The following is a 17025-nucleotide window of genomic DNA, read 5'->3' on the forward strand; positions in this document are numbered from 1 at the left end:
GCCACTCCGTCGGGCCGGCGAGCACCTTGCGGGCCAGCAGCGTCGCCGTGGCGTCGTTGGCGGTGCGCGGCAGGTAGACGACGTCGGGCACCAGCACCTCGAAGCCCGGGTCGAAGAAATAGACGTTGCGGGCCTGGTACTCGCGCTCGAAGCTGAAGTCGGACACCAGGATGCCCGGCGGCGGGTTGGCGATGCGCCACTCGCCGTCGATCTGCTGCAGCTGCAGGTCGAACTCGCGCGGCAGCTGACCGTCGCCATCGCTGAACGCGCCGTCGGCGCCGACCTCGCCGCGCGGCGTCGTCTTCACGTGGACGACGTTGTCGCTGAGCTGCTGGGTGTCGGGCTTGGCCTCGTAGTACACGCCGACGCGGGCGTACGGGTCCCACCCCGCGCCGGCCTCCTCGGTGAGGTACTCGCGGGCCGTCTCGTAACCGGGCTGGTAGGACGCCATGGCTTCGATGAACCCGTCGACGATCTGCTCGGGCGTCATTCCCGGTAGCGGCGGCGCCTCGATGACCTCGATGTAGCGGCTCTGGTCGTCGGCCTGCGGCCCGACGGCTCCCGCGTCGACGACCGGGCCGGACGTCGGGATCTCGCTGCACCCGGCGGCGACGGCCGCGGCGGCCAGCACGGCGACGGTGACGGCGACGCGGCGGCTACCCATGCCGCACCTCCTCTGCCGACGAGGCCGGCGACGGCGTAACCTCGGGCGGCGCCGCAGACGAGACCGGCGACGGCCCGTCGTCGGGTTCGTCGGCGGACGGCAGCAGCCGGCGGTACGGCGCCCCGATGGCGCTGGCGTCCATCAGCCCGCCGTCGCCGATGTCGCCGGGGACGAGGGCCTGCGGTGACGAGCGCAGGTCGTCGCCGGCCAGCCGGGGCAGCGTGAGCCGGAACTGCGACCCCTCGCCGGGCTCGCCCCACGCCTGCAGCCAGCCGCCGTGCAGCCGCGCGTCCTCCAGCGCGATGGACAGCCCGAGGCCGGTGCCGCCGGTGGTGCGGGCCCGGGCCGGGTCGGCCCGCCAGAACCGGTGGAAGACCAGCGACGACTCCCCCGGCTTCAGGCCGACGCCGTGGTCGCGGACGGTGACGGCGACGGCGTGGTCGTCGGCGGCGACGGTGATGCGGACGTCGTGGCCCTCACCGTGCTCGACGGCGTTGACGACGAGGTTGCGGACGATGCGCTCGATGCGCCGGGCGTCGATCTCGGCCATCGCCGGCTCGACCGGAACCTCGACGACCAACTCGCTGCCCTTCTCGACGGCCAGCGGCGTGGTGGCGTCGACCACCTTGTGCACGACGTCGCGGACGTCGTACCGCTCGGCGTTGAGCGCGGCGGCGCCGGCGTCGAACCGGCTGATCTCCAGCAGGTCGGTGAGCAGGGCCTCGAACCGGTCCAACTGGGCCTGCAGCAGTTCGACGGAGCGTTCGGTGACGGGGTCGAACTGGCCGCGCGACTCGTAGAGGACGTCGGCGGCCATGCGCACCGTGGTCAGCGGCGTGCGCAGCTCGTGCGAGACGTCGGAGACGAACTGCTGCTGCATGCGCGAGAGGTCCTCGAGCTGGCCGATCTGGTGCTGCAGGCTGGCCGCCATCTGGTTGAAGCTCATCGCCAGCCGGGCGAGGTCGTCGCGGCCGCGGACGGCCATGCGCTCGGCGAGGTTGCCGGCCGAGAACCGCTCGGCGATGCGCGCCGCCAGCCGCACCGGCGTCACGACCTGCCGCGCGACCAGCCAGGCCAGCGCGCAGAGCAGCACGATCAGCAGCACGCCGGCCGTTGCCAGCGCCGTCAGGACGAGGTCGACGGTCTGCTGCTGCTCGGTCAGCGGGAACAGGTAGTACAGCTCGTAGTCGCCGCCGTAGGGATCGGTGATCTGGCCGCCGACGGCCAGCCCCGGCACCTCGCGGCCGTCCAGGTAGAGGATCGACGTGTAGGTGCGGAAGATCCGCTCCTCGTCGGCGACCCGATCGCGCAGCGAGCCGGGGACGCTCAGCGGACTGACGCCGGAGCGGTAGGTACGCGCGCCCTCTCCGCCGAGCACGACGATCTCGTACAGCGGGTCACTCGCGATGGACGTGTTGCCGCTGGCCGCGAGCGTCTCGACGATGCTGGTCAAGGTCTGACGCAGCTCGTCGGGTGGCGCGTCGGACACCGCGAGCGTGCGCTGGGCGCTGTCGACGCCCGCGGCGGCATCGGCGACGGCCGCCTCGCGGTGCGCCTGCAGCAGACCGTCGGTGATCTGCCGTGACAGCGTGACACCCAGCAGCGACACGACGACCAGCGACAACGCCAGCGTCGCCGTGATGACGCGCAACTGGATCGAGCGCCGCCAGGCGCCCCGGACCAGCCGCCACGGCCGCATCGACCACTGGGCCAGGCGCGGCAGGAACCGCGACAGCGCGTCGGCGCCCGCGCCCGCCGCTGCCGCCCCCGCGCCGTCCCCGCCGACGGGACCGATCATCCGCTCACCCAGGTCCGGCCTTGTACCCCACACCACGGACGGTCACGACGATCTCGGGTCGTTCGGGATCGTGCTCGATCTTGGATCGCAGCCGCTGCACGTGCACGTTGACCAGCCGGGTGTCGGTGGCGTGGCGGTACCCCCACACCTTCTCGAGCAGTTCCTCGCGGGTGAACACCTGCCACGGACGGCGGGCCAGGCAGGCGAGGAGGTCGAACTCCAGCGGCGTCAGCGAGATCGGCTGGCCGTCGCGTTTGACCGAGTGACCGGCGACGTCGATGACGACGTCACCGACCTGCAGCGTCTCGGGCTTGGGGTCGTCGGTGCGGCGCAACCGGGCCCGCACGCGGGCGACCAGTTCCTTCGGCTTGAACGGCTTGACGACGTAGTCGTCGGCCCCGGACTCGAGGCCCACGACGATGTCGACGGTGTCGCTCTTGGCAGTGAGCATGACGATGGGCACGCCGGACTCGGCCCGGATCTCCTTGCACACGTCGATGCCGTCGCGGCCGGGCAGCATGAGATCGAGCAGCACGAGGTCGGGCTTGAACTCACGGAACGCCGGCAGCACGTCGTCGCCGCGGGTGATGATGGCGTGCTCGTACCCCTCACCACGCAGCACAATCCCTAGCATCTCCGCCAACGCAGTGTCGTCGTCAACGATGAGCACACGTCCCTTCATGTCCATATCGTGACACCGAACGGGCCTCAGAGTGAAAAAGTCGCTCGCCAGAGTGCCAACGGACGCGCCGGTGGCTCGTCTGAGCAGAGGTCGCAGGACGTGACAGGATTGAGGTGAGACCGGCGTGTCCGCGGGTTCGCGGACCCGCGACGGCGACGGCCACAGCGCCTTGGGGGCGTGCGGAGCATGCGCCGGATCGGCCCACCACGGCCGTCCGGCGCCGGAGAAGGGAGCCCGATGTCCGGGATCGCGGGGGCGCCTCCGCCGGACGACGACGCGGCGCGCGAGGACGACGCGACGCGCGGCGACGCGCCCGCCCCGGACAGCGGACCGGCCGGCGACGGCGGGCCGGTGGCCGCGCCCGCGCCGCCGCCGTATCCGGGCTGGTCGCCGCAGCAGCCGCCGGGGTTCCCGGCGGGCGGGCAGGGCGGGCAGGGCAACCCGGGAGGCCCGAGCAATCCGAGCAACCCGGGCGACCAGGGCGCTGGTGCACCGGGCGGCGGCACCCCCAGCGGCGGCGCACCCAGCGGACAGGGCGGACCAGGCGGACAGGGCGGACAGGGCGGCCAGGGCGACGGCTGGAACGCGGGCGGCTGGGGTCCGGGCGGCGGCTGGGACCAGTCCCCGCAGGGCTGGCAGCGGCCGTCCGCCGGCCAGCAGGGCGGCTGGGACCGTCCGAGCGGCCCCACCTACAGCGGCCCACCCGGCGCGAGCGGTCCCGGCCCGGGCCAGCCTGGCAGCCCGGCCGCCCCCGGCTACGGCGACCCACGCCACGGCCAGCCGGGCTACGGGCAACAGCACCAGGGCCAGCAGCACCACGGACAGCAGAACTACGGGCAGCCGGGGTACGGCGCCTGGTCGAACGGCCCGGGGCCGACCTGGCAGGCGCCGGACGTGAAGCCGGGCGTCATCCCGCTGCGCCCGCTCGGCGTGACGGAGATCCTGGACGGCGCCATCACGACCATCCGCCGCAACCTCGCTGCCATGCTCGGCCTGTCCGCGATCGTGGCGGCGACGACGCAGATCCTCTCGTCGGCGCTGCTGGCGTGGGTGTTCGGCGAGACGATCACCCAGCCCGATCTCGGCATGACCGACGCCGAGACGTTCGACGCGCTGGCGCGGGGCATCCCGGCGGCGCTGATCGGCTGGCTGGTCACCGTCGTCGTGACGGTGTTCCTGACCGGCGTGCTGACGGTGGTGGTGGGGCAGGCGGTGCTGGGCCGCGACCTCAGCATCGGTCAGGCGTGGCGCGAGTCGAAGGGCCGGCTGCCGCGGCTGCTGGGGCTGACCTTCCTGTACACGCTGATCTACTTCAGCCCGGCCATCGTGGTGCTGCTGGCGGCGCTGGGGCTGACGTTCGTCGGCGGGACGGCCGCGGCGGCGCTGGTCGTGCTGCTGGGGGTTGCCGCGGTCCCGGTGACGATCTGGCTGTACGTGCGCTATGCGCTGTCGACGCCGTCGCTCATGCTGGAGACGACGACTGACGGCGGCGCGACGCGGCCGATCCGGGTGGTCGAGTCGCTGCGGCGGTCGGCGGCGCTGGTGAAGACGTCGTGGTGGCGGGTGTTCGCCATCCTGCTGCTGATCCTGATCATCACGTTCCTGATCGGGCAGGTCGTGGCGGTGCCGTTCGGTGTGCCGTCCATGCTCGGCACCAACGCCGCCGACGACCCCGTCACCTGGTATGTGCTGAACACGCTGGCCGGCATGATCTCGGCGACCATCACCGCGCCGTTCGCGGCGGCGGCCACGGCGCTGCTGTACATCGACCGGCGCATCCGGCGCGAGGGCCTCGACATCGAGCTCGCCCGAGCGGCCGGCGTCGACCTGCACGGACGCGGCGGCAGCGGAGTGCCTCCGGGCTCGCCGTGATCGTGGCGTCGATCCCGGTCGACCTCGGCCGCGACGAGGCACGCGAGCTCGCCCGGCAGGAGCTCGCGAAGCCGTCGTACGAGCGCGACACCCCGATCGTGACGAGGGTGCTGCGCTGGCTCGCCGATCAGCTCGACCGGATCCTCGAGGCGGCCAGCGGGACGTTGTCCAGCCAGCTGGGGCTGGCCATCGTCGTCGCCATCGCGGTGGGCTTCGCGACCTTCGTGATCCTCCGGGCCGGGCCGCTGGCCAGGCGCAACACCGTACGCTCCGGCGCCGTCCTGCCGGGGCGCCGGCGCAGCGCCGCCGAGTACCGCGCCGCGGCCGACGCCGCCGCCGGGCGCGGCGACTGGCCGGTCGCCGTCGTCGAGCGGTTCCGCGCCGTCGTCGCCGGGCTGGAGGAGCGCGGCGTCCTCGACCCGCGGGCCGGCCGGACGGCGGACGAGGCGGCCCGTGAGGCCACGACGCTGCTCGGCGACCTCCCGCGACCGGCCGGCGGCATGCACGCGGGCGCCCGGCTGTTCGACGGCGTCCGCTACGGCGGCGCGGCGGCGACGGAGGCCGACGACCGGCTGCTGCGCGAGCTCGACGACGCCGTCGCAGCAGTGCGGCCACGGCCCGAGCCGGCCGCCGGTGGACCCGTCCTGGCGGTGCCCCGGTGAGCACGACCACCGCGCCGCCGGAGTCGCGGCCGCTCGACCCCACCGGGGCCGACCACTGGCGGCGCTGGCGCCGGCCCCTCACCGTCGTGGCGTTCCTGCTGGTCACGGCCGTGGTCCTGGGCATCGTGCAGAGCCAGGCCGGCCGCGGCTACCTCGATCCCGAAGGCGTCGACAACCCGGGCGCGCGGGCGCTGGCGACGCTGCTGGCCGAGCAGGGCGTCGACATCACGTCCGTGCGCAGCAACGCCGACGCCGTCGCGGCCGCGGGCCCCGACGACACCGTGCTGGTGACGGTGCCCGACCTCCTCGGCCCCCAGCAGATCGACCGCCTCGTCGACACCGGCGCCCGGCTGGTGCTGGTGGCGCCGGAGCTGCGGGTCCCCGACTACGCGCCCGGGCTGTCGGCGGCGCTGGTCGACGCGCCGGACGCGGTGCAGCCGGACTGCGGGCTGCCGGTCGCGGAGCGGGCCGGGACGGCGCGGCTGGGCGGGCTCGGCTTCAGTGGCGACCTCAGCCGGTCCGAAGGCGCCGCCTGCTACCCCGTCGACGGCGAGCCGGCGCTGGCGGTGTCGTCGACGGAGAGCGGCGGCCAGGTGGTGCTGCTCGGCACCGCCGAGCCGCTGACCAACGAGTACCTCGACGACGACGGCAACGCCGCGCTGGCGCTGGGGCTGCTCGGCGAGACGCGACGGCTGATCTGGTACCGGCCGATCCCCGAGCAGGGCACCGACGCTCCGGCCGCGTTCACCGACGAGTTGCCCGGCTGGGTCCGGGCCGGCGCCTGGCAGCTGGCCATCGCCGTGGCGCTGGCGGCGGTGTGGCGGGCCCGGCGGCTGGGCCGGCTGGTCACGGAGCCGCTGCCGGTCGTCGTCCGGGCCAGCGAGACCACGGAGGGACGGGCCCGGCTGTACCGCCGCGGCCGGTCCCGCGAGCACGCCGCCGGGCTGCTGCGCGCGGCCGCGATCCGCCGGCTGGCCGCGTCCGCCCGGCTGCCCGGCGAGACCGGCGAGCCCGGGGCGGACGCCGTCAGCGCCCTGGCCGCGACGCTCGCCGCCCGCACCGGCCGGCCCGCCGCGGACATCGCTGCGCTACTGACCGGTCCGCCGCCGGCCGACGACGCCGCCCTGGTGCGGCTGGCCGACGACCTCGACGACCTGGAGAATGCCGGTGTCCCCCGGGATACCGGCGCCTCGCCCACCGGAAAGGATCCCCGTCCATCGTGACGTTCTCGGCGCAGTCCCCCGCACCCACGTCCGACGCCGCCCGCGCGGCGCTCACCAGCGTCCGCGAGGAGGTCGCGAAGGCCGTCGTCGGACAGGACTCCGTGGTCAGCGGCCTGGTCATCGGACTGCTCTGCCGCGGCCACGTACTCCTCGAGGGCGTGCCCGGCGTCGCGAAGACGCTGCTGGTCCGGGCGCTCGCGGCGACGCTGCGGGTCGAGACGAAGCGCGTGCAGTTCACCCCCGACCTCATGCCCGGCGACATCACCGGCTCGCTGGTCTACGACGCGCGCACGGCGGAGTTCTCCTTCGCCGAGGGTCCGGTCTTCACCAACCTGCTGCTCGCCGACGAGATCAACCGGACGCCGCCGAAGACGCAGGCCGCGCTGCTGGAGGCGATGGAGGAGCGGCAGGTCTCCGTCGACGGCCGGCCACGGCCGCTGCCCGACCCGTTCCTCGTCGCCGCCACCCAGAACCCGGTCGAGTACGAGGGCACCTACCCGCTGCCCGAGGCGCAGCTGGACCGCTTCCTGCTCAAGCTCACCGTCACGGTGTCCGAGCGCGACGACGAGATCGCGGTGCTGCGCCGGCACGCCGACGGATTCGACCCGCGCGACCTCGCGGCGGCCGGGGTCCAGGCGGTCGCCGGACCGGACGACCTCGCGGCCGCACGCGCGGCCGTCGCCGCCGTCCGGGTCGAGCCCGACGTGCTCGGCTACGTCGTCGACGTCTGCCGGGCCACCCGCACGTCGCCGTCGGTGCAGCTGGGCGTCTCGCCGCGCGGTGCGACGGCGCTGCTCAAGACGGCGCGCGCGTGGGCCTGGCTGTCCGGGCGCGGGTACGTGACGCCCGACGACGTCAAGGCGCTGGCCCGGCCGACGCTGCGGCACCGGCTGACGCTGCGGCCGGAGGCCGAGATGGAGGGCGTCACCGCCGACTCCGTGCTCGAGACGGTCCTGGCCACGGTCCCCGTCCCGCGCTGATGGTCCTGACTGGGCGGGTCGCGGCGCTGGCGGCCATCGGCGCGGTCCTCGTCGCGGCCGCGGCGCCGTCGTGGGCCGGCATCCTGGGCGTGACGGGGGTCGTGCTGGCGCTGGCGCTGGTCGACGTGCTGCTGGCCGGGTCGCCGCGGGCGCTGCGGCTGTCCCGCGACGGCGACCACACCGCGCGGCTGGGCACGACGGCGACCGTGCGGCTGAGCGTGCGCAACGACGGCCGCCGCCGGGTCCGCGGGCTGCTGCGCGACGCGTGGCCGCCGTCCGCGGGCGCCGTCGCCGACCGCGTCGCCGTCGACCTCCCGGCCGGTGAGCGGCGGCTGGTCGAGACCGAACTGCGGCCCACCCGGCGCGGCGACCGCACCGCCGACCGCGTGACGGTGCGCAGCCTCGGCCCGCTCGGGCTGGCCGGGCGGCAGGGCTCGCACGCCGTACCGTGGACCGTCCGGGTGCTGCCGCCGTTCCAGGCCCGCCGGCACCTGCCGTCGCGGCTGGCCCGGCTGCGCGAGATCGACGGCCGGTCCGCGGTGCGGGTCCGCGGCCAGGGGACGGAGTTCGACTCGCTGCGCGAGTACGTCCGCGGCGACGACGTCCGGTCCATCGACTGGCGGGCCACCGCCCGGCACGGCGGCGTCGTCGTGCGGACGTGGCGGCCCGAGCGCGACCGGCACGTACTGATCGTCCTCGACACCGGCCGGACGTCCGCGGGACGGGTCGGCGACGAGCCGCGGCTGGACGCCGCCATCGACACCGCGCTGCTGCTCGGCGCGCTGGCCGCCCGCGCCGGCGACCGCGTCGACCTGCTCGCCTACGACCGCCAGGTCCGCGCCGACGTGCCGCGGCTGGACGCGACGGACGTGCTGCGGCGGATGGTCGGCGCGCTGGCGGTGCTGGAGCCGGAGCTGCTGGAGACCGACTACCGGCAGCTCACCGCCGAGATCCTGAGCCGGGCCGGGCAGCACGCCCTGGTCGTCATCGTCACCGGACTCGACTCCAGCGCCGTCGAGCTGGGGCTGCTGCCGGTGCTCGGACGGCTGACCCGGCGGCACACCGTCATGATCGCGTCGGTCGCCGACCCCCGGCTGGCCGAGCTGGCCGCCGGCCGGGGCGATTCCGACGCCGTCTACGCCGCTGCCGCCGCCGAGCACGACCGCCTCGCCCGCGCCCAGCTGGCCGAGCTGCTCGGCCGCCGCGGCGCCCACGTCGTCGACCAGCCGCCGGCCGACCTCCCGCCCGCCGTCGCCGACGCCTACCTGGAGCTGAAGGCCACCGGGCGGCTCTAGCCCGCCACCGGGAGGGTGTCGGCGCGGGCGTCGCGGGCGATGTCGCCGACCTCGCCGGCCAGCACGGCACGCCGTCCGTACACCCAGACGTAGGCGAGGAACAGCGCCTCCGCGAGCACCCCGATGGCGATGCGCGCCCACGTCGGCAGGCCCGACGGCGTCACGAACGCCTCGATGACGCCGGACACCAGCAGCACGCAGGCCAGCCCGAGCGCCATGCCGAGCGTCGCCCGTCCGGTCTCGGCCAGCGCCTCGCCGCGGCCGCGCGGACCCGGATCGACCACCGTCCAGCCCAGCCGCAGCCCGGCCCCGGCGGCGACGAACACCGCCGTCAGCTCCAGCAGGCCGTGCGGCGTGATCAGGCCGAAGAACACGTCCAGCCGGCCGGCCGCCGCCATCAGCCCGGCCGAGGCGGCGACGTTGACGGCGTTCATCCACAGCACGTACACGACCGGGATGCCGAGGAAGACCCCGAGGGCGAGGCAGGCCGCCGCCACCCAGGCGTTGTTCACCCACACGCGGGCGGCGAACGACCCGGCCGGGTTCGCCGAGTAGTAGTCCTCGAAGTCGTGCTCGACCAGCTGTCTGATCTGCTCCGGCGCGCCGATGGACGCCTGCACGGCGGGATTCGCGGCCACCCACCAGGCGACCGCGACGGAGACGACGGCGAACGCGAGCGCAGCCCCGATCCACCAGCGCCGGTTGAGATACACGGCCGCCGGGAAACCGACGGTGAGGAAGTGGACGACATCGCGCCAGCCTGGGTCGTGGGCGCCGGCGATGGCCGTCCGTGCCCGCGCCACCAGCGCCGACAGCCGCCCGAGCAGAACGGGGTCGGGCGCGGCCGAGCGCAGCGTGGACAGGTGGGTGGACGCGGCGCGGTACAGCGCGACCAACTCGTCGGCCTCGGGCCCGGTGAGCCGGCCGCGGCGGCGGACCAGCCGTTCGAGGCGGTCCCACTCGTCGCGGTGCGCGGCGACGAACGCGTCGAGGTCCACCTGCCGTCCCTTCCGCGTGCCGACTCCGAGCCCGTGTCCGACACTAGGGCATCACGCTACGAGGAGGACACGATGCTCGAAGGCACCGGCGTCACCCCAGCCGAGGAAGCGGCCTACCGACTGCTGGTGCGGGCCGGCGAGCTGGACATCGCCGACCTCGCGGCACGGCTGCCCGGCGCCGACGCCGCCGCGGTGGTCGACGGGCTGAGCGGACGCGGCCTGGTCCGGCGGTTGCCGGGCGGCGGCGAGCGGTACGCCGCCAACCCGCCCGACGTCGCGTTCGGGCCGCTGCTGCTGCGCGGCCAGGAGGCGCTGGACCGCGCCCGGTCCGCCGTCGCCGAACTGGCCGAGGAGCACCTCACCACCACCCGGCGCCGCGACGCCGGGCAGCTACTGGAGATCGTGACCGGCGGCGACGCGATCCGCCAGCGCATCCGCGCCGTCCAGCTGGGCACCCGCGAGGAGCTGCTGTGGTTCTGCCGGGCCGGGCACGTCGCGATGCCGTCGGAGGACAACGTCGAGGAGTACGACATGCTCGCCCGCGGCGTCAGCTACCGGGTGCTGTACGAGCGGCAACTGCTGGAGGAGCCCGGCATGATCGACGACGTCGCGAAGGCCATCGCGGCCGGCGAGCTGGCGCGAGCGGCGCCGACGCTGCCGGTCCGGCTGGCGATCTCGGACCGGTCGGTCGCGATCTGCCCGCTGGTCCCGCGCAGCGACGACAGCACCGAGCCGACCGCCGCGATCGTCCGCGACAGCAACCTGCTGACGGCGCTGATCGCGCTGTTCGAGAGCTACTGGTCGGCCGCGACGCCGCTACGGCTGTCCGACGGTGTTGCGGTGGCCGGCCCCGGTGAGGGGCCCGGGCCGGCCACCGCGCTCTCCGGCGACGAGCGCTATCTGCTGTCGCTGCTGGTCGCGGGCGTGACGGACAAGTCCATCGCGACCCGCCTCGGCGTCAGCATGCGCACCGTCCAGCGCCGCATCCGCGACCTGATGGCGCTGGCCGGCGCCGAGACCCGCATGCAGCTCGCCTGGCAGATGGCCCGCCGCGACTGGCTGGCCTGACGCGGCTGACCTGACGCGGCCGGCTGACCTGATGCGGCGGCGCCGGGGGCGGCGGCGTTGTCGGTGCTCGTCCGTAGAGTTGGTGGCCCACCCGGCCGGGAGGGGTGGCTACTGCGCCGCGTGGGAGCGACGTTGTCAGTGCTCGCCCGTAACGTAGGTGGCCCACCCGGCCGGGAGGGGTGGCTACGGCGCCGCGCGGGGCGCCGCGCTCCGACACCGTCACCGTCGGCCATAGGCACGCTCCACGGTCTGGGTAACGGTGTTGCCGTCGGCGTCGGCGGCCTCGATCCGCAGCGACACGTACTCGCCGCCGCGGCCGCGCTCGTCCGCCGCCCACCGGCCGTCGCCGTCGCGCCGGACCGCCAGCGGCGTCCACCGGCCGCCGTCGTCGTAGGACACCCAGGCGCGCAGCCGCACGATCCGCGGCGGGTCGGCCAGCCCGTCAGGGTGCCGGGCGGTGAACGCGAGCCGCGCCGGCGGACGGGCCGGGACCCGGTTGTCCAGGCCGGCCGGCACCTCGTAGTCCACCTGCAGCAACGGCAGCACCGCGCTCGCGCCGGCCGCGGGGCGGTCGGACCGGAACGTCCACACGGTGTCGGTGCGCGGCGCGAACTGCCAGTCCGGCCGGCGCCGCTCGGTGCCCAGCTCCAGCCGGTACCGTCCGGACGCGCCGGTCGCCGGGAACGTGCCCCAGACGGCGCCGGCCTCGGCGATCAGCCGGTCGTCCTGGTAGAGCCGGGCCTCGACCAGGTCCGGCTCGTCGAACAGGTACGGCTCGGGCCGGCCGGTGTGCGTGGCGTCGGCGAACTCGGCGATGTGCAGCGAGAGCGTGTCGCCGGTCCGAGTGGGTGCAGCGCCGGCAGGGACGGCCGGGCGGACGATCGGCGCGAACCACGACTCCCGCAGCCGCTCCCCCGCGGCGTACGTGCGCAGATCGTGGCTGAGTCCGGACGTCACCGGGTTCATGTCGTCGCGGCTGAGGTAGTGCAGCACATGCTGGCGCCAGACGGTGTCGCCGGCCGACACGTACTCCTCCCGCTCCCGCCCGGTACCGACGTAGCGCTGCTGCTCGATGATCGTGTCGGTCTGCCAGGGTCGCCAGCCGTAGCGCTGCTCCTTCGCCCACGTCCCGTCGCCGTTCTGGTGGTAGCCGGCCGTGACGACGGCGCTGTTCGCGCTGCTCACGGTGTGCACGATCGGGTCGGGGACGTGGCCGGACGAGACCTGCATGACGTCGTAGAGGTACGGGCTGACGGCGACGCCGTCGACGCGCAGCCGGAGCCGCCCGGCCTCCAGCCGATCGGTGACGGCACGCGCCTCGGCCGGCGAGAAGGTCGCCGCGGGCAGCGGCAGCCGGTCGCCGTCGGGGCGCCAGAACTGCGGCCAGTCGCCACCGCCGGGCGCGACGACCAGCAGCATCGCCGCACCCGCCGTCGCGGCGGCGGCCGCCAGTGCGTCGGCGTCGGGCTCGCCGGTCGGCCACACGACGACGGCCTTCCCGCGCACGTCGCGTTTCGCGTAGTCGCCCTCGCCGCCGGCGCCGGCCGCGACGACGTCCAGCGTGCGGCGTCCGTCGAACAGCGGCGACTGGTTCAGCGGCTGCGGCGTCACCGACAGCCGCGCGCCGCCGGACGCCGTCGCGGTGAAGGCCGGCGCCACCAGCTGCCAGCGCGACATGAGCTCGAACGTGCCGCCGGTCGCCTCGTCCGCCGGCGTCACCCAGAGGGACCGGACCGAGTCGAACTGCATGGTCCCGTTGGTGACCTTCCGCCCGTCGACATCGCGGTGCGTGTAGAAGCCCCAGATGCCGCGCTGCTCGGCCGGCAGTGGCGTGCGGATCTCCACCCGCCGCGTCTCCCGCGCGTCCAGCACGACCTCGGTGTCGCCGGCGACCTCCAGGTCCGGGTCGACCACCAGGAACGTCGCCTCCTCGCCGTCGACCTCGCCGGAGACGAGCGCGTGCAGGAAGTAGTCGCCCGCGCCCAGTTGCAGCCGCCGCGGGCCGCCGGTGGGCAGCAGGGTGAGCGTGTCGTACCGCGGGTCGGCGCCGATCAGCACCACCGGCGACGCGAACGCCGGCTGCCCCTCCCGGTCGACGGCGCTGATCGTCACGTCGTGCACCGGCGCGCTCTTGACCAGCCAGAGCGTCGTCGCGACGGTCGTCGCGCCGTCCGCCGACGCGGCCACCAGCCGGCCGGTGTAGCGGCCCTGGCCCAGCGCGGCCGGGTCCACGGTCAGGGCGACCGTGGCGGACCCGCCGGCCGGGACCGTCACCGCCTCGGCGCCGGGCACGACGGCGTCCGGTGCGGGCGGCGCGCCGCCGGGGCCGGCGAGCGTGAGCTCCACGGTCAGCTCGACCGGCGTCGCGGTGGTGTTCGTGTAGGTGACGTCGTGGGCGACGGGGGTGGTGTCGCCGTCGGTATACGTGCCCAGGGCCAGGCTGCCGGTGCCGACGACCGGCTGGGCGACCGCCCGGGCGAGGTCGACGCGGCCGGCGCCCTGCTGGTCCGGCGTCAGGTCCGGGTTCGGCCGGGCCGTGCTGACCAGCGCGTCCTCGAGCTGCTCGCCGGTCCAGTCCGGGTGCTGCTGGGCCAGCAGCGCGGCGGCGCCGGCGACGTGCGGCGCGGCCATCGACGTGCCGCTGGCGGACGTGTAGAGCGTGTCGACCGGCGTGCCCAACGCGGTGCCGGCGGCGCGGGCGGCGACGATGCCGACGCCGGGCGCGGTGATGTCCGGCTTGACCGCCTGGTCGCCGAGGCGCGGGCCGCGGCTGGAGAACTCGGCCAGCGACTCGTCCCGGCCGACGGCGCCGACGGTCAGCGCGGCGTCGGCGCTGCCCGGGCTGCCGATGGAGACCGCGCCTGGGCCGTCGTTGCCGGCGGAGACGACGAACAGGGTGTCGCTCTGCGCACTGAGCTCGTTCACGGCCAGGCTGAGCGGGTCGGTGCCGTCTGACGGGCCGCCGCCCAGGCTCATGTTCACGACGTCGGCGCCCTGCGCGACCGCCCACTCCATACCGGCGATGACGCTGGACAGGTCGCCGGAGCCGTCGTCGCCGAGCACCTTGCCGGACAGGATCCTGGCGCCGGGCGCGACCCCGGGCCGGTTCGGGGTGCCGCCGTCGCCGGTGCCGGCGATGGTCGCGGCGACGTGGGTGCCGTGGCCGAACCGGTCGGCCGTTGAGGTGCTGCCGGAGAAGTCGGCGGCAGCGGCGACCTGCCCGGCGAGATCCGGGTGCTCGGCGTCGACGCCGGTGTCGAGGACCGCGACGGTGACGCCGGCCCCGTCCAGCCCGGCGTCCCAGGCGGCCGGCGCGCCGATCTGCGGGACGCTGCGGTCCAGCGTCGCCGCGACCCGGGCGTCCAGCCAGAGCTTCTCGATGCCGCCGCTGAGTGTCGACGCGCCGGCCAGCGCGGCCCAGAACGCCGCCGCGTCGTCGGCGGCGACATCCAGCGCCCGGCCGCCGATGCTGGCCAGTTCCGGCCCGGCCTGGGCGCCCGCAGGCACGTCCGCCGTCCGGGCCGCCCCGGCGTAGGTGGCGATGAGCGGCAGCGATGCGGTGTGCCCCTGCTCGATCAGCGCGTCGACGTCGAACAGCGCCCGGTCCAGCCGGCCGGCGGCCAGCAGCGCGATCGCGTCGGACGGGATCACCAGCGACCGGCCGTCGATCTCGAGCTGGTGGACGGTGACGTCCTCGCGGCCCGGCGCGGGGTCGACCCGCACCGACCGGCGGCCCTCCGCGACCTCCGTCACGTGGACGACGTCGCCGGTGACCAGCGTGACCGTGGCGGGTGCGGCGGGTGCGGCGGGTGCGGCGGCCGGCGTGGTGACCGGCGCGGCCGGGGCGGGGCCGGCGACGGTCACCGTCAGCAGGACCACGCTCACCAGCGCAGGGAGCGGTATGAACCGATTCGGCATGAAAGCCACCGTGGCGGCCGCGGCCGCCGTTGTCATCGGGTGGCGGGTGCCGGGGTTACGACATGTCGCGTTTCGGACAGCGGGCGCGGCTACGGCAGACTGGCCGGGTGAGCGACCTGGTGACCGGCGAAGCCGTACCCCTCGAGCTGCGGCTGGCCAAGCTGCCGTCGCGTGCGCTCGGTCTGCTGCTCGACGCCCTGGTGCTTGCGGTGGTGGGGTTCGGGCTGCTGTACCTGCTCAGCCAGATCGCGCCCGGCGTCGACGAGGCCCTGGCGGCCGCGCTGATCATCGGCGGGACGGTGTTCCTGCTGGTCGTCATCCCGACGACGGTCGAGACGCTGACCCGCGGAAAGTCGGTCGGGAAGGCGGCGACCGGGCTGCGGGTGGTCCGCGACGACGGCGGCCCGATCCGGTTCCGGCACGCCCTGGTGCGCGCGCTGGCCGGGGTGTTCGCCGACTTCGTGCTGACGCTCGGCGTCGGCGCCATGGTCTGCTCGCTGCTGAACTCGCGCGGCAAACGCATCGGCGACGTGCTCGCCGGCACCGTCGTCGTCCGCGAGCGCATCCCGTCGACGGCCGCGCCGCTGCCGGTCCTCGACCCGCGGCTGGCCCCGTGGGCCGCGTCGCTGGAGCTGTCCCGGCTGCCCGACCGGCTCGCCATGGCCGCGCGGTCGCTGCTGGCCCGCGCGCCGCAGCTGGCGCCCGAGGTGCGCACCCGGCTCGCCGTCGACCTCGCCAACGAGGTGTCCGCGCTGGTCAGCCCGCCACCTCCGCCCGGGTTGCCGCCGTGGGACTACCTCGCCGCCGTGCTGGCCGAACGCCGCCGCCGTGACGCGCTGCGCTACGGCCCGGCGGCCGGCCCGTTCCCGCCGCAGCCGCCGTCCTCGTCCACGCCGCCGCCACCGCCCGTGCAGCCGGCCCAGCCGCCGTCGCGTACCGACGGCGGGTTCGCCCCGCCCTCGTGACCGCCGGTTACCAGCGGGTCGACGGCGCCGGGCCGGAGCAGCTGGCCGCGATGCGCGACCTCGCCGGGCGGGCGTGGAGTTGGTCCAGCCGCTGGCATCCGGGCGAGCTGACGTGGTTCTGGTACGAGCACGGCGAGCCGGACCCGGCCTGGCGGACGGCGCACTGGCGGCACGGCGGTCGCGTGGTGGCATGGGCGTGGGCCCGCGGCGAACGGCTGGACCTCCAGCTCGACCCGTCCCACCTCGCGCTGACGGCTCAGCTCGTGGCGTGGTTCGGCGGCCGTACGGCGACCGTCCTGGACGCGGAGACCGGACTGATCGGCGAGCTCGACCGGCACGGCTATGTGCCCAGCGACGACGGCCCGTTCTTCGTCCACCTGCGCCGCTCGCTCGACGATCTCCCGGCGGCCGCGCTGCCGGACGGGTACGCGTGGCGGCCGGCCGACGCCGCCGCGCGGGCCGCCGTCCACTCCGCCGCGTTCGACGTCGCGATGCCGGAGGCCGCCTACCGCGGTGTCCTGCGCGCTCCGTCGTACCGGCCCGAACTGGACCAGCTGATCGTCGCGCTGGACGGCACCCCCGCCGCGTCGGCGCTCGCCTGGGTCGACGGCGAGGTCGCTGTGCTGGAACCGGTCGGCACCGCGCCCGGACACCGTCGGCGTGGGCTGGCGGGGGCGGCCTCGCTGGCCGCCCTGCGTGCCGCGCGCGACCTCGGCGCCCGCGACGCCCGGGTGTGCGCCCGCGGCGACGACGGGTACCGGGCCGCGCGGGCGGCGTACGAGGCGCTCGGGTTCCGGGCCTACGCCCGCAACGTGCGCCTCGTCCGCCGCGCGTGACTCAGTAGCGGTAGTGCTCGCTCTTGTACGGGCCGTCGACCGGGATGCCCAGGTAGGACGACTG

General features: G+C 75.4%; 13 protein-coding genes. 8 read left to right on the top strand and 5 right to left on the bottom strand.

Going from position 1 to position 17025, the window contains the following annotated elements:
- The 3 genes from ACW62_RS35320 to mtrA all read right to left on the bottom strand — a co-directional run.
- The coding region (locus ACW62_RS35320; RefSeq protein ID WP_205629440.1) for an LpqB family beta-propeller domain-containing protein at window positions 1-664 on the bottom strand (664 nt) is incomplete at its 3' end.
- Window positions 657-2462, bottom strand: a complete 1806-nt coding sequence (gene mtrB, locus ACW62_RS18050; RefSeq protein WP_053205516.1) for an MtrAB system histidine kinase MtrB — start codon at window positions 2460-2462, stop codon at window positions 657-659. The genes mtrB and ACW62_RS35320, both read right to left, overlap by 8 nt.
- 4 nt (window positions 2463-2466) lie before the next feature.
- Complete coding sequence (gene mtrA, locus ACW62_RS18055) at window positions 2467-3144, bottom strand: MtrAB system response regulator MtrA (protein WP_046769651.1); 678 nt, start codon at window positions 3142-3144, stop codon at window positions 2467-2469.
- A gap of 237 nt (window positions 3145-3381) precedes the next feature.
- On the opposite strand from mtrA, the gene ACW62_RS34120 reads away from it, so the two are divergent.
- The 5 genes from ACW62_RS34120 to ACW62_RS18080 are packed head-to-tail and all read left to right on the top strand — an operon-like array spanning window position 3382 to window position 9176.
- The gene (locus tag ACW62_RS34120; RefSeq protein ID WP_053205517.1) at window positions 3382-5016 is read left to right on the top strand and encodes a hypothetical protein; all 1635 of its coding nucleotides are present in this window, start codon (window positions 3382-3384) and stop codon (window positions 5014-5016) included.
- Entirely contained in the window at window positions 5013-5678 is a 666-nt protein-coding gene (locus ACW62_RS18065) for a DUF4129 domain-containing protein (RefSeq protein ID WP_053205518.1), read from the top strand. The genes ACW62_RS34120 and ACW62_RS18065 overlap by 4 nt, the downstream gene beginning before the upstream one ends.
- A complete protein-coding gene (locus ACW62_RS18070) occupies window positions 5675-6901 on the top strand; it encodes a DUF4350 domain-containing protein (RefSeq protein WP_053205519.1) in 1227 nt (408 codons plus the stop codon). The genes ACW62_RS18065 and ACW62_RS18070 overlap by 4 nt, the downstream gene beginning before the upstream one ends.
- Window positions 6898-7881, top strand: a complete 984-nt coding sequence (locus tag ACW62_RS18075) for an AAA family ATPase (RefSeq protein WP_240477335.1) — start codon at window positions 6898-6900, stop codon at window positions 7879-7881. Before ACW62_RS18070 ends, ACW62_RS18075 begins: the two co-directional genes overlap by 4 nt.
- Window positions 7881-9176, top strand: coding sequence for a DUF58 domain-containing protein (locus tag ACW62_RS18080; RefSeq protein WP_053205520.1), 1296 nt, complete (start codon window positions 7881-7883; stop codon window positions 9174-9176). The genes ACW62_RS18075 and ACW62_RS18080 overlap by 1 nt, the downstream gene beginning before the upstream one ends.
- On the opposite strand, the gene ACW62_RS18085 is transcribed toward ACW62_RS18080, so the two are convergent.
- Window positions 9173-10174 carry a stage II sporulation protein M gene (locus ACW62_RS18085; protein WP_053205521.1) on the bottom strand — a complete coding sequence of 334 codons (1002 nt, stop codon included), beginning with the start codon at window positions 10172-10174 and terminating at the stop codon, window positions 9173-9175. The two genes, ACW62_RS18080 and ACW62_RS18085, sit on opposite strands and share 4 nt — an antisense overlap.
- Window positions 10175-10246: 72 nt before the next feature.
- On the opposite strand from ACW62_RS18085, the gene ACW62_RS18090 reads away from it, so the two are divergent.
- Window positions 10247-11242 carry a helix-turn-helix transcriptional regulator gene (locus ACW62_RS18090; RefSeq protein ID WP_053205529.1) on the top strand — a complete coding sequence of 332 codons (996 nt, stop codon included), beginning with the start codon at window positions 10247-10249 and terminating at the stop codon, window positions 11240-11242.
- A gap of 219 nt (window positions 11243-11461) precedes the next feature.
- Here ACW62_RS18090 and ACW62_RS18095 read toward each other — a convergent pair whose 3' ends face one another.
- Window positions 11462-15160 (bottom strand): S8 family serine peptidase, encoded by a 3699-nt coding sequence (locus tag ACW62_RS18095; protein ID WP_053205522.1) that lies wholly within the window; start codon window positions 15158-15160, stop codon window positions 11462-11464.
- Between the two features lie 107 nt (window positions 15161-15267).
- Here ACW62_RS18095 and ACW62_RS18100 point away from each other — a divergent pair, with 107 nt between their 5' ends.
- Both ACW62_RS18100 and ACW62_RS18105 read left to right on the top strand, forming a co-directional pair.
- Complete coding sequence (locus ACW62_RS18100) at window positions 15268-16125, top strand: RDD family protein (protein WP_240477336.1); 858 nt, start codon at window positions 15268-15270, stop codon at window positions 16123-16125.
- Window positions 16122-16961: a GNAT family N-acetyltransferase gene (locus tag ACW62_RS18105; RefSeq protein WP_053205524.1), complete on the top strand. Its 840-nt coding sequence runs from the start codon at window positions 16122-16124 to the stop codon at window positions 16959-16961. Before ACW62_RS18100 ends, ACW62_RS18105 begins: the two co-directional genes overlap by 4 nt.
- The last annotated feature ends 64 nt before the right edge of the window (window positions 16962-17025 follow it).

The sequence above is a fragment of the Jiangella muralis genome (genome assembly GCF_001270745.1).
Lineage (GTDB): Bacteria > Actinomycetota > Actinomycetes > Jiangellales > Jiangellaceae > Jiangella > Jiangella muralis.